Raw genomic sequence first — 12,367 nt, forward strand, 5'->3', positions numbered from 1 at the left:
ACGACAACGACGCAAGATCAAGAAATAAAGGAGACAGGTAGCATGAAAATGAAACCACGCAAGGTTCTGCTGACACTCGCGCTCGCTGCAGCCACACTCGGAGCGTCCGTTCTCAGCCCCGCGCAGGCCGGCACGCTGACAGCCAACATTGCGTTCAAGGGCGCGAGCCAGCGCGCCGTCTGGCAATCGGTAGTGGACGACTTCAGGAAGGCTCAGCCCGGTATCGACGTAAAGGTGTCGTTTATCGACGAAGAAGCCTACAAGGTGCAACTGCCCGGCTGGCTTTCGACGGTCGCGCCGGACATCGTCAACTGGCATGACGGCGAACGCATGGCCTATTACGCGCAGCGCGGTCTTTTCGAAGACCTGAGCGGCGATTGGACGAAGAACGGCTGGAACGAAATGTACGCTTCGACGAAAGAAGCGTCTTCGTACAAGGGCAAGCAATATGCGGCGCCCACGGTGTACTACTCGTGGGGCATGTTCTATCGCAAGGATCTGTTCCAGAAGGCGGGCATCTCCGGCGAACCGAAAACGTGGGACCAGTTTCTGGACGACTGCAAGAAGCTGAAGGCAGCCGGCATTACGCCCATTGCCGTGGCGGGCCGCGATGCATGGACGCTCGCCGGCTGGTTCGATTATCTCGACCTGCGGCTGAACGGCAACGCGTTTCATCAGAAGCTGATGGCGGGCGAAGTGCCGTACACGGACGCGCGCGTGAAGAAGGTTTATACGACGTGGAAGCAACTGATAGACGCCGGCTATTTCATCGACAACTCGCTTTCGTACGATCTCGACGCCGTGCAGCCGTTCCTGTTCCAGGGCAAGGCCGCAATGATGTTGATGGGCACGTTCATTACCGCGGGTTTCCCGGCGAACGTAAAGCCTGAAATGGGCTATTTCCAGTTTCCTATTATCGATGCCAACGTACCGACTGCGGAAGACGGTCCGGTGGAATCGCTGCATATCCCGTCGAAGGCGAAGAACAAGGCAGACGCACACACGTTCCTCGCTTTTGTCGAGACACCGGAAATCGGCGCAAAGCTGGCCAAGGGCCTTGGCTCGCTATCGGCGAACAGCAAATCTCCCGAGCCGGAAGACCCCATTTCGAAGATCGGCTTTCAGATCCTTGCAAATACGAAGGGCGGGATTGCGCAGTTCTACGATCGCGACATGACGAAGGAAATGGCCGATGAAGGCATGAAGGGAATGCAGCAGTTCGTTTCCGATCCGTCGAAACTCGACAGCGTGCTTGCGCAGCTCGAGCAGACTCGCAAGCGCATCTATAAGAAGTAGGCAAGGGTGGCGGCCGTAGGGCCGCTGACTGTTGTATCTGGCGGGAGCGGGTCGCTCCGGCCGACAGCTTTGCATGGGGCAGGAGTAAGCGCTAAAGCGCAAACTCCTGCCGACAGCTTTGCATGGTATCGGAGGGTCATCTTGTCGCATTCCGTCACCCGCCATACTGTAGGCGGATCCGTTGCACCGGGCGGTTCCGGCTTGCCGGCGCCGGGCAGCGCATCGAGTGCTCACGCGCGCGCGCCGGGGCGCCGTCCTTCGCCCACCGCGCGGCGCCAGCGGCGTGCTGCCTTTCTGTTTCTCGCGCCGGCTTGCGTGATGGTCGCCATTTACGTGATCTGGCCGATCCTTTCGACAATCCGCCTCAGCTTTTTCAACTGGGACGGCATGACTGAGCCGACTTTCGTCGGCCTCGCCAATTACGTCGAACTGTTCAATGCTCCGACGTTCTACACGGCGCTAAAGAACAATCTCATCTGGCTGCTGCTCTTTCTGCTCGCTCCGCCGATGGGGCTCGCGGTCGCACTGTACCTTAACCAGGCGGTGGCCGGCATTCGCATCGTCAAGTCGCTGTTCTTTGCACCGTTCGTGTTGTCCGGCGTGGTGGTTGGGCTAATCTTCTCGTGGTTCTACGACCCGACTTTCGGTCTGCTCGCGATGATTCTGGGGCACGGGGTGCCGGTGCTCGGCGATCCGCGCTATGCGACTTTCGGCATCGTATTTGCCGCACTGTGGCCGCAAACGGCCTATTGCATGATTCTTTATCTGACCGGTCTGACATCGCTCAATGCCGAGCAGATCGAGGCGGCACGTATGGAGGGAGCACGCGGCTGGTCGATGTTGTGGCACGTGATCCTTCCGCAATTGCGGCCCACCACGTTCATGGCGATTGTCGTCACGATAATTGGCGCATTGCGCAGCTTTGACCTCATATCGGTAATGACCGGCGGCGGTCCGTTCGAGAGCTCGACGGTGCTGGCCTACTACATGTACGACCAGGCAATCAAGTATTTCCGCATCGGTTATTCGGCGGCGGTCGCTGTCGTGCTGTTCGGCATCATGCTGGTGTATATCGTTTACCACTTGCGGCGGATGCTGCGCGCGGAGCAATAAGGAGCCACCATGTTTCCCATTCCAATCGACAAATGGAAACCGGCCACGCGCCGCGCCTACAAACTGACATTGCCTATCGCATTGCTGATCTGGCTTCTGCCGATGATCGCGGTGCTCGTCACATCGGTGCGCTCCACGGAAGAACTCAGCGAAGGCAACTACTGGGGCTGGCCCAGGCACTTCGCGCTAATCGACAACTACCGCGAGGCGCTCACCAGCTCGCCCATGTTGCATTACTTCTGGAACAGCGTGCTCATTACTGTACCAGCGGTGGTCGGTTCGATCGCGCTCGCGGCAATGGCGGGTTTTGCGCTCGCAATCTATCGTTTTCGCGGCAACTCCGCGTTGTTCGCGACGTTTGTCGCAGGCAATTTCGTGCCGGTCCAGGTGTTGATGATTCCCGTGCGCGACCTGTCGCTGCAACTCGGCCTGTTCAATTCCGTCAGCGCGCTGATCCTCTTTCATATTTCGTTTCAAACGGGGTTTTGTGCGCTGTTCCTGCGCAACTTCATCAAGCAGTTGCCGTTCGAACTCGTCGAGGCAGCTCGCATCGAAGGCGCGAACGAATGGACGGTGTTCTTCAAGATCGTGCTGCCGTTGATCCGGCCCGCCCTGGCGGCCCTGGCGATCCTCGTTTTCACTTTTGTCTGGAACGATTACTTCTGGGCGCTATGTTTAACGCAAGGGGATGACGCCGCGCCGATCACGGTGGGCGTCGCCGCATTGAAGGGTCAATGGACGACTGCGTGGAACCTGGTTTCGGCGGGCTCCATTCTGGCTGCGCTGCCTTCGGTGGCGATGTTCTTCGCGATGCAAAAGCACTTTGTCGCCGGCCTGACGTTCGGTGCGACCAAGGGTTGACGCAACCGACGGGTCGTTCCACGCGAGCCTTCCAACGAGAATTTGCGTTCCGCGAACGAGCGCCGGGCCTTCCAAGAAGCGCTAGCAAACGTTTGCTCAATTTCCACCACGTTTGCCCTAATTAAAGATTGGGACGGCTTTGTCGTTATCCAGTGAAATAAGTCAGACCGTCGAACTGACTCGTGCTTGAAGAAAGGCATGCGCTGGACCAAAGCTCATCGGGGGTACCAATCTTGAACCAACAACGCTCGCCATGGACGCGCACTGCGGCTCCGGGGGAAGTCATCTATTCCGAAGGCTTCGTGGGCGACGCCGTCATCTACGTCATTGCAGATGGCAAAGTCGAAATCTCCACTCAGTGCGATGAAAAAAAGGTCATTCTGGCCACGCTCGGCAAGGGCGAATTCTTCGGCGAAGCGGCGTTGTTGCCGCCCGAGCCCCGAGCCCACACCGCCAAGGCGCTGAGCTTCTGTCAATTGACGGCTATCGCGGGCGGTATCGTTGAAGAAGAACTGGAACGCGTGTCGCCCCTCTTGCGCCACATCGTGCGCACGATGATTCGGCGCGTAAAAAAGAAAGACGACATTCTCGCGACCAATACGCATGCCGACTTTCTTCCCGGCGTGCTTTCCTACGCGCATGTTCTGTCGTTGATGGCAGGCGCCGAGATGAACGACCGCTTCGATGCGCGCGCACGCCGCCCTCAAAACGAAGAAGTCTCCATTCCGCTTTCGGAAGTCATCAAGAAATGCAACGCAATTGCGGGCCATTCGCGCCCGCATGTGATGGCCATGCTAAAGCGGATGGAAAAGCTCAACCTCGTGTCGATTGAAGCGGGGCGCTCCGAGCGGCTGAACAACACGGCGGGACGCTATTCGGCGAGCGAGGGCGCAACGGGCCGCCAACTCGTCACGTTCGATCCGGTGAAAATCACCGACCGCGCGCAGCAGGTGGCCGACCATGATCTCGACGTTTCGATCAGCAGCGAACTCGAGCTGATCGAACTCGACGATCTGGAAGCACTGATCGGTGTGGACAGGAAAGTGATTCTGAACAAGCTCTCGCACGCGGAGATCGCCGAAGACATCTTCGCGTTCCGCAAGTCCAAAGTGCTCAATTACGTCGAGGAGAAGGGCCTGAGCTACTTCTCGCGCCGCACTGCGCGCGGTGCAGCAGAGTTGAAATCGCTCGACGACCTGGAGTTCATCGATCAGCGAACCCTGTTCGAAGCAGTGAGCGCGTTCGATACCTATGACCTCGCAAAACTTCTTTCCGCGTCGGCCGGCCAGCCCATTGACGAGCGCCTGCAATCCGTCATGACCGAAGCGCGCAAGAAAGAAGTGTCGTGGGTAATGCGGCGCGAGATCAGAATCGATCCGGTCGAGATCGTGGAGATCGAGCAGCGCTTCATTGAAACGGTTCGGGCGCTGAAGTCGCCCGCGGCGCACGCAGCACCCGCCGAGTCGTGACGCCCGTTAGGTTCGCCCGACACGATCGGACGTAGCGTTTAACTGTAATTTGCAGGCTCGTGCAGCCGCTCGCGAGGACGTATGGATCTTTTGACGGTATTTGGCGCAGTGTTCGGGGTGGCGGCAATCGTCGCGGGCTTCTCGCTCGAAGGCGGCAACTTTACGTCGCTGATTCAGCTGGAGGCGTTTGTCATCGTGCTTGGCGGCACGTTGGCTGCGGTAATGATCCAGAACACCTGGGCACGCTTTTATGACGGTGTGAAACTGCTGCGCTTCGCTTTCGTGAAGGCACGGCAAGTGGATCGCAAGAGTCTGTCCGTTCTGCTCGAATGGGGCGACCAGGCGAAGCTGAACGGTATGCTGGTGTTCGAATCGATCGAGGCGAAGGGCATCAGTCCATTTGCCAAGCGCGGTCTCGAACTGCTCGCAAACGGCGTGACCACGGCGGTGCTCGAAGATGCGTTGCAACGCGAAGTCGACGCTTACGAGCGCAATTGCATGGCGGCTGCCCGCATCTGGCAACAGGCGGGTGGTTATGCGCCGACCTTCGGCATTCTCGGCGCCGTGCTCGGCCTGATTCAGGTGACCGGGCATATGCTCGAGCCATCGCAACTGGGGCAGGGCATAGCCGTCGCGTTCGTTGCGACGCTGTACGGTCTCGCGCTTGCGAACCTGGTGTTTCTGCCGCTGTTCGGCAAAATCCGCGCGCAGGTGGACAGCGAATTGCGTTTCAGGCGTCTCTATCTGGACGGCCTGCTCGCCATCTCGCGCAAGGAATCGCCGCACACCATCGAAACGCGTCTGGCGGGCGACGTACGCGAGCGCTCTGCCGAACTGCTCGGCTAGTCGCATCGAAAAAACGGGCACAACTTATCGCGGACTCGTGTGTATGAGCACAACCACTGGCAGCAAGCGTCTCACGACGGACGATAGCAAACACCATGACGGGCACGATAGCGGCGAGCAGTCGGACCGCTGGCTGATCTCGTATGCCGATCTGATTACCACGCTGATGGTGCTGTTCCTCGCGCTCTATGTGTTGCAGCTCGCGAAAAACAGCGAGTTGCAGATCAAGACGCTGCAACATCGTCCTGTGAAGGAGGCGGTGAACGTGCAGCCCGGGGCCGATGCAGCGAACGCGAAAGAAGCCGCGAAAAAGCAACTTCTCTCATTGCTCGCGCCGTTGCAGGACAATCGCCAGATCACGATTGGGCACACGCCGCAAGGCGTGGAAATCGCGATCAATGCGAAAGTACTGTTCATTTCGGGCGATGCGCGCCTTTTGCCGGAGTCGTACGGCGTGCTCAATCAGATTGCGACGGTGCTGCGCGATCGCGCAAAAAATAACATTCTGGTGGAAGGACACACCGACAGTCTGCCGATAGCCACCGCGAAGTACGAATCCAATTGGGAACTGTCGTCCGCGCGCGCGGGGGCTGTGGTGCGCTTTTTCGCCGACAAGGGCATTCAGGCGCACCGCATGGCCGCAATCGGGCGTGCGGACAATTTCCCGCTGATCATTGGCAACGACGCGGCGGCCAACACCGCTAATCGCCGGGTAACGATACTCGTCGAATATTGATTATCGCGCGTCAAACGTCCAGTGCAAGGTACTGGTGAAGAGACTGGATGGCGGCCGCGCCTTCACCGACGGCTGCTGCCACTCTCTTCACCGAGCCGCTGCGTACGTCGCCCACTGCGAAAATGCCCGGCCGGCTCGTTTCGAGGAAATGCGCGGGGCGCTCGGAGGTCCACTTGTGGGCGACATCCGGTCCGGTGAGCACGAAGCCGTTCCTGTCCAGTTCGACGCAGTCGCCCAGCCAGCCGGTATTGGGCTGCGCGCCGAGAAACAGGAACACGTGGCGAATAGGCTTCTCTTCGATTCTTCCCTGCTGATTCCAGTGAATCGACTCGAGATGCGCTTCGCCATTCAGCGCGACGATTTGCGTTCGCACATGAACCGTGATGTTGGGCGCCGCCTCGATACGTCGGATCAGGTAGTTAGACATGCTCGCGGCCAACCCTTCACCGCGAATCACAATGTGCACATGGCGCGCAAATCCGGACAGGAACACCGCTGCCTGTCCCGCCGAATTGCCTCCACCCACAATGACGAGCTCTTCGTTGCCGCAGAACGCGGCTTCCATATACGTGGCGCTGTAGTAGACGCCGCGGCCCTGAAAATGTTCTAGACGCGCGAGCTCCGGCTTTCGATAACGCGCGCCTGTCGCGATTACCACTGCGCGGCCATAAACGTGCTCGTCGTGACTGAGGCGGATATGAAATGGCTGCCCCTTGTCGCATTCAATGCCGAGCGCCTCGATTGGCACACCCACTTCCGCGCCGAATTTGCGGCATTGCGAAAGCCCGCGCCCGGCAAGAGCCTGACCCGAGATGCCGGTGGGAAATCCAAAGTAGTTTTCGATCTTCGAGCTGGTGCCGGCCTGGCCGCCAGGTGCTTTTGTGTCCAGAACCGCGACTCTCAACCCTTCGGATGCCGCATATACGGCCGCGGCAAGTCCCGCTGGGCCCGCGCCGACCACGACCACGTCGAACCGTTCGCCGTTCAGACGGTCGGGACTCAGGCCGATTGCGTCCGCAACGGCACGATTCGTCGGACGCTTGAGCACGACTCCTTGCAACGTGACGAGTACCGGCAGATCTTCTTCCGTGGCGCCGTAGCGCTCGAGAAGTACTTTCGCTTCTTCATGCTCGGCAATGTCGAAATACGCCGACGGTTGCGCGTTGCGGCTCAGGAAGTGCCGCAACACCAGTGTCGGGAAAGAGGCGGAGCTGCCAATTACGACGACCCCGCCGCTTTGGTCCTGAATATAGGCGACACGGCGCAGAATGTACGCGCGCATGATCGTCTCGCTCAATTCGGCTTCGGCAATTACGAGCGCGCGCAGCGATTCCTCGTCTATGACGATCACCTCGCAATCGCTCGTTGCACGCGCGGACGCCACGGCGCCCCGCCCCGCAAGGGTGCCGACTTCGCCGGTAAAGCTGCCGGGACCGTGAGTGCCGAGAGCATGCAGATTGTCGCCGCTGCCGCGCGTTGCCTCTATGGTGCCCGAGACGATCGCGTACATCGGAATATGGCGATCGCCTTCGGTAAACAATACGTCGCCGGCGCTCAGCTTGCGCCGCTCGCCATATCGTTCGAGGACCGCGAACTGCGCGTCGTTCAGCTTTGGAAAGATCTGGTGGTGACGGCTGCCGCCTGCCAGCAGATCTTCACGCTTGCCAGAAGTTTTATCGCTCATGAAAGGTCCGATTGGAAAGACGCATGTTGCCGGCCGTCGCTGCGCTGCCGGATTGGCGTTGGGATGCGAACAATCGGCAGCACAAGGAAAGCCGTGGATAGCCGCTTTGGCTGCGATTGTGCGCCAGAGACCCTGCGGCAGTAAAGAGTGCGTAAGCAAAGAGCCTATGCCTGCGCGGGCGGCGGCGCTTAAGTTCCCGGCGTTTTTTGCCGTAAACGATTTGAGAGAAATAGACAATCAAGAGGGTGTGGGAAGCATGCGCGATTTGACAGTAAAAAAGAGCTTACTTGCAGTGCTCGTCGTTTTTGCCGCGATGATCATGTTTGGCGGCGTCGTCGGCATATTCGCGCTTGGCCGCTCGAATGAGAACGCGCAGCGGCTTCAGGAGATTGCCACCCAGGAGATACTCGCCAACGACGGCTACAAGGACAGCACGCGCACTCGCGCTGCCTTGACCCGCGCTTATGCGGCGCTCAAGGAGCGCAACGACGTCGCTACCCGCGACTCCGCACTTGGCAGCGCGCAGCGCACCCTCGATCGCGCCGACGCCGAAACGCGTGCTTTCGCGTCCGCGTCCCGATTCATGGGACAGGACGATGCGCTGAAGCAGCAGCTAGTCGACTCGTCCAATGCGTTGGCAGCCACGCTCAAAAGGGCATTCGAGGCGCTGCAGCGTGGCGATACCGACGCCTACGTCGCCATTAACGATCGCGACATTACGCTTGCCGGGCAGGTCTATTCGGCGAACGTGGAGAAATTCCAGAATCTGGCGGGCGCGCTTGCGAAGGAGTCCGCGGCGAGAAACGAACGCGAATATGGGTTGATCGTCGCGATGGTGATAACAGGCGTCGCGCTTGCGCTCGCATTGATCGTCGCGACGCACTTTGCGTTGCGCACCATTGTGATTGGGCCGTTGCAGCAGGCGTCGAAACTGCTTGACCGGATTGCGGGCAACGATCTGACCGCGTCCATTCCAGACGGCGGCAAGAGCGAGATCGGCCAGTTGTTCAGGTCGATGTCGCGAATGCAGGCCGGACTCGCGCATACGGTGTCGAACGTGCGTGTGAATTGCGAGGCGATTCATGGCGGTGCGCGCGAAATCGCGGCGGGCAACCTCGATTTGTCGAGCCGCACAGAGCAACAATCGGCTTCGCTCGAGGAAACCGCGGCGAGCATGGAAGAGCTGACGTCGACAGTCAGGCAGAACGCGGACAACGCCCGCCAGGCGAGCACGCTCGCCGCAAGCGCAGCCGATGTCGCGCAGCGTGGCGGCGACGTCGTGCAGCGCGCGGTGCAGACCATGACCGCGATCACCGCGAGCTCGCACAAGATCGCCGAGATCACCGGCATGATCGACAGCATCGCCTTCCAGACCAACATCCTGGCGCTCAATGCCGCAGTGGAATCTGCGCGTGCGGGCGAGCAGGGCCGCGGTTTTGCCGTCGTGGCGGGCGAGGTACGCACGCTTGCTCAACGCAGTGCGAGCGCCGCGCAGGAAATCAAGTCACTCATTTCGGCTTCCGTCGACGACGTGCGCAACGGCAATGAACTCGTGACCCAAGCTGGCCAGACAATGAATGAAATCGTCGGGGCGGTGCAGGGCGTTGCCACTATCATGGCGGAGATCACTTCGGCAACGGCCGAGCAAACCGCGGGCATCGAACAGGTGGGCAAAGCCGTGAGCCAGATGGATCAGGTGACGCAACAGAATGCCGCTCTGGTCGAGCAGGCCGCCGCCGCTGCGAGCGCGCTCGAGCATCAGGCGCAGTCCATGACCGACGCGGTGTCGGCATTCCGCCTGCACTAACCGGCGTCAAACAATTCATACTCACTGGATCGGGAAACAAATATGAGCGTTAAAGCCGTCTCGCGTGCGATTGCAATTCTGCTGGCTGGCGCGGCGCTGTCCGCCTCAGTGCATGCGTCTACCTATGCGTATGTGTCGAACGCGGACAGTCAGGACATTTCGGTCTTCAGCCTCGATCCGACGAATGGGACGCTAAAGCCCGTCGAAACAGTGAACGTGGGCGGCACTGTCATGCCGATGGCTTTCTCTCCGAATCATTTGCGGCTGTATGCCGGGCTACGTTCCAAGCCTTATCGCGTGGTGAGCTTTGCGGTCAATCCGCTTGATGGACGCCTGACGGAACTTGGCAAAGCGCCGCTCGCGGAAAGCATGGCTTATGTGTCGACCGACGCGAGCGGCCGTTATCTGTTCTCGGCGTCGTATGGCGGCAACCTGCTTGCAGTAAACAGCATTGGCGCAAACGGCGTGGCTGGCGAGGTTCAGCAGATCGTCAAGACGGGCCCCATGGCCCATGCCATTCGCAACGCTCCGGATAATCGTTACGTCTTCGCCTCCGTGCTGGGCGCCGACGCATGGTTGCGTTTGAAATTCGATCCGTCGAACGGCGCACTGACTGAAGACGCAACGCCGGCCTATTCGCTGCCCGCCAAGTCGGGCCCGCGCCATTTCGTGTTCTCGCCGGATCAGCGCTTTGCGTATCTGATCGACGAACTCGATGGCAAGCTGCATGTTCTCGCATTCGACAAACAACGCGACGCGGTCAAACCGCTGCAGACCATCTCCATTCTGCCGCCCAATTTTTCCGGCGATAAGCCTTGGGGTGCGGATGTTCACACCACGCCCGACGGCCGCTTCGTCTATGCATCGGAACGCACGTCGAGCACGCTGGCTGCTTATCGCGTGGACCGTGCCACGGGCAAGCTGACGCGCATCGGTACGTATTCGACGGAAAAGCAGCCGCGCGGCTTCAATGTCGACCCTTCGGGCAATTATCTACTCGCAGTCGGCCAGTTGTCGACGAACCTGAGCGCTTACCGAATTGATCGCAAGACGGGTGCATTGAGCGCACTCGGGCAGTATCCAGTCGGCAAGGGCGCGAACTGGATCGAGATCGTGCAGTTCGACGGGTCCAACGCCGATTGATGATCAAGGCGAGCTGCGGCCACTCGCACCCGCGCGCGCACCCGCACGCGCACCCGCACGCGCCGATGCAAAATCGCGTCGTCGCGTGCGCAGTCCTCGCCATAGTTCTTCGAGGTAAGGCAGCAGCTCGAACACCAGAATCAGTGCGAACAGCGTGACGATATAAGCGACGGGTAACGGCTCGCTCTTTGCAACGAGCTCGAACCGCGCGGGTTCGCCGCCAAGGCCGAGCAACGCCTGGAATTGCGACCAGTGACGTGACACGACCAGCACTATAGCCATGAGCGGCACCAGTTCGAGAAAGCTGTGAACGTGCTGTTCGAACGGCGTTACCTTGCGCCCGCCGACCGCGTAGCTGACGTCCCATAGCGCGGTCGCCTCGTGCGCAAAGAACGCGACGATCATCAACAGAATGATGCCCGCGTTGATCTCGAGAAAGATTGCGGTAAGGAGCGGCAGTCCCACCTCGGCGAACATCAACAGATGAATCACCGATTCCTTCGCGCCCGTGGTGGATTCGATATGAGTGGCCCGATGGCACAGCCAGTCCGCGAAACCGGCTGCAAGCCACACCGGCAACACGAAGTACATCAGGATCGCGAGAGTAGGGTCGGTCGACATGGCTCACCCAGTGAAACGCCGGCTCGGGCCTTGCAAGCCCGTTGCTTCATTCGATTCCTTCGTGTTTCAGGGCCAGTTGTACTGCGGGCCGCGCGCGCATGCGTCGCTCGAAATCCGCCAGTTTCTGCGGCACATCAATGCTCACTTTGTGCGCCCACAAAAGCATGGTGAACAGATAGGCGTCTGCGACACTTGCCTCTGTTCCGAACAGATAGTCGCCTTGGAGCATGTTCGACACAAGTGCAAAGCGCTGGCCAATTTTTTCTCGCGCGGCGTTTGCTTCCTCATCAGATGTCGGCTTGAATACGCGGCCGAACTGTTTGTGAATCTCCGTCGAAATAAATGCCAGCATTTCGACTAACCGTGTCGTGCCGAGTTCGCCTGACGGTCCGAGGGAGGGCTTGCGCTGCGCCACCCAGGAAAGGATGGCGACGTTTTCGGTGAGCCGCTGGCCGTCGTCGAATTCGAGTGTCGGCACATAGCTCTTCGGGTTGATATCGTCGAACTTCTGACCGCTTTCGGTCGTTTTTGTCTTGAGGTCGACGCGCACGCGGTCGAACTGCAAATCCGCTTCGTGCATTGCGATGTGGTCGGCGAGACTGCACGCGCCGGGCGAGTAGTAGAGCTTCATGATGTGGCCCTCCTTGGAAAACGGTTGGCGAGTCATATTGCGCAGCATCCCGCATGCCTTGGTTCGCCTCGCTCGTGAATACCGCGGCGGTGGCGGGACGCGGCTTTAGAAGTCCATGAGCCGCCGGAAGCCACCGCCAGCCACCGGCAGCTGCCGGCAG

At 59.7% G+C, this 12,367-nt stretch carries 11 protein-coding genes; 8 read left to right on the forward strand and 3 right to left on the reverse strand.

Annotation, left to right across the window (positions count from 1 at the left end; translation table 11 throughout):
• The first annotated feature begins 42 nt into the window (after positions 1 to 42).
• From F757_RS0118405 to F757_RS0118430, 6 genes are all read left to right on the forward strand, one after another.
• Positions 43 to 1,296 (forward strand): ABC transporter substrate-binding protein, encoded by a 1,254-nt coding sequence (locus tag F757_RS0118405; protein ID WP_027212666.1) that lies wholly within the window; start codon positions 43 to 45, stop codon positions 1,294 to 1,296.
• A gap of 141 nt (positions 1,297 to 1,437) precedes the next feature.
• Positions 1,438 to 2,409, forward strand: a complete 972-nt coding sequence (locus tag F757_RS0118410) for a carbohydrate ABC transporter permease (RefSeq protein ID WP_027212667.1) — start codon at positions 1,438 to 1,440, stop codon at positions 2,407 to 2,409.
• Between the two features lie 9 nt (positions 2,410 to 2,418).
• Positions 2,419 to 3,270, forward strand: coding sequence for a carbohydrate ABC transporter permease (locus F757_RS0118415; RefSeq protein ID WP_027212668.1), 852 nt, complete (start codon positions 2,419 to 2,421; stop codon positions 3,268 to 3,270).
• Positions 3,271 to 3,503: 233 nt separating this feature from the next.
• Entirely contained in the window at positions 3,504 to 4,739 is a 1,236-nt protein-coding gene (locus F757_RS0118420; RefSeq protein ID WP_027212669.1) for a Crp/Fnr family transcriptional regulator, read from the forward strand.
• An 81-nt stretch (positions 4,740 to 4,820) separates the two neighbouring features.
• Positions 4,821 to 5,585 carry a flagellar motor protein gene (locus F757_RS0118425; protein ID WP_027212670.1) on the forward strand — a complete coding sequence of 255 codons (765 nt, stop codon included), beginning with the start codon at positions 4,821 to 4,823 and terminating at the stop codon, positions 5,583 to 5,585.
• Positions 5,586 to 5,628: 43 nt separating this feature from the next.
• On the forward strand, positions 5,629 to 6,321 hold the full coding sequence (locus F757_RS0118430; protein ID WP_027212671.1) for an OmpA family protein: 693 nt from the start codon (positions 5,629 to 5,631) through the stop codon (positions 6,319 to 6,321).
• 10 nt (positions 6,322 to 6,331) lie between these two features.
• Here F757_RS0118430 and F757_RS0118435 read toward each other — a convergent pair whose 3' ends face one another.
• Positions 6,332 to 8,005: an FAD-dependent oxidoreductase gene (locus tag F757_RS0118435; protein WP_027212672.1), complete on the reverse strand. Its 1,674-nt coding sequence runs from the start codon at positions 8,003 to 8,005 to the stop codon at positions 6,332 to 6,334.
• 256 nt (positions 8,006 to 8,261) lie between these two features.
• On the opposite strand from F757_RS0118435, the gene F757_RS0118440 reads away from it, so the two are divergent.
• A complete protein-coding gene (locus tag F757_RS0118440) occupies positions 8,262 to 9,812 on the forward strand; it encodes a methyl-accepting chemotaxis protein (RefSeq protein ID WP_027212673.1) in 1,551 nt (516 codons plus the stop codon).
• Positions 9,813 to 9,854: 42 nt separating this feature from the next.
• A complete protein-coding gene (locus tag F757_RS0118445) occupies positions 9,855 to 10,955 on the forward strand; it encodes a lactonase family protein (protein WP_027212674.1) in 1,101 nt (366 codons plus the stop codon).
• A 3-nt stretch (positions 10,956 to 10,958) separates the two neighbouring features.
• Here the strand turns inward: F757_RS0118445 and F757_RS0118450 are convergent, their stop codons facing one another.
• Together F757_RS0118450 and F757_RS0118455 are read right to left on the reverse strand one after the other, a co-directional pair.
• Entirely contained in the window at positions 10,959 to 11,576 is a 618-nt protein-coding gene (locus F757_RS0118450; protein WP_027212675.1) for a hypothetical protein, read from the reverse strand.
• A 46-nt stretch (positions 11,577 to 11,622) separates the two neighbouring features.
• Positions 11,623 to 12,207, reverse strand: coding sequence for a glutathione binding-like protein (locus F757_RS0118455; protein ID WP_027212676.1), 585 nt, complete (start codon positions 12,205 to 12,207; stop codon positions 11,623 to 11,625).
• Positions 12,208 to 12,367 lie beyond the last annotated feature (160 nt).

Source organism: Burkholderia sp. WSM2232 (assembly GCF_000472545.1).
Lineage (GTDB): Bacteria > Pseudomonadota > Gammaproteobacteria > Burkholderiales > Burkholderiaceae > Paraburkholderia.

Excerpts from the sequence above, each read along its gene's own strand:
- F757_RS0118405 (WP_027212666.1), top strand. The coding sequence starts at position 43 with ATGAAAATGAAACCACGCAAGGTTCTGCTGACACTCGCGCTCGCTGCA.
- F757_RS0118415 (WP_027212668.1), top strand. The coding sequence starts at position 2,419 with ATGTTTCCCATTCCAATCGACAAATGGAAACCGGCCACGCGCCGCGCC.
- F757_RS0118425 (WP_027212670.1), top strand. The coding sequence starts at position 4,821 with ATGGATCTTTTGACGGTATTTGGCGCAGTGTTCGGGGTGGCGGCAATC.
- F757_RS0118430 (WP_027212671.1), top strand. The coding sequence starts at position 5,629 with ATGAGCACAACCACTGGCAGCAAGCGTCTCACGACGGACGATAGCAAA.
- F757_RS0118435 (WP_027212672.1), bottom strand. The coding sequence starts at position 8,005 with ATGAGCGATAAAACTTCTGGCAAGCGTGAAGATCTGCTGGCAGGCGGC.
- F757_RS0118440 (WP_027212673.1), top strand. The coding sequence starts at position 8,262 with ATGCGCGATTTGACAGTAAAAAAGAGCTTACTTGCAGTGCTCGTCGTT.
- F757_RS0118445 (WP_027212674.1), top strand. The coding sequence starts at position 9,855 with ATGAGCGTTAAAGCCGTCTCGCGTGCGATTGCAATTCTGCTGGCTGGC.
- F757_RS0118450 (WP_027212675.1), bottom strand. The coding sequence starts at position 11,576 with ATGTCGACCGACCCTACTCTCGCGATCCTGATGTACTTCGTGTTGCCG.
- F757_RS0118455 (WP_027212676.1), bottom strand. The coding sequence starts at position 12,207 with ATGAAGCTCTACTACTCGCCCGGCGCGTGCAGTCTCGCCGACCACATC.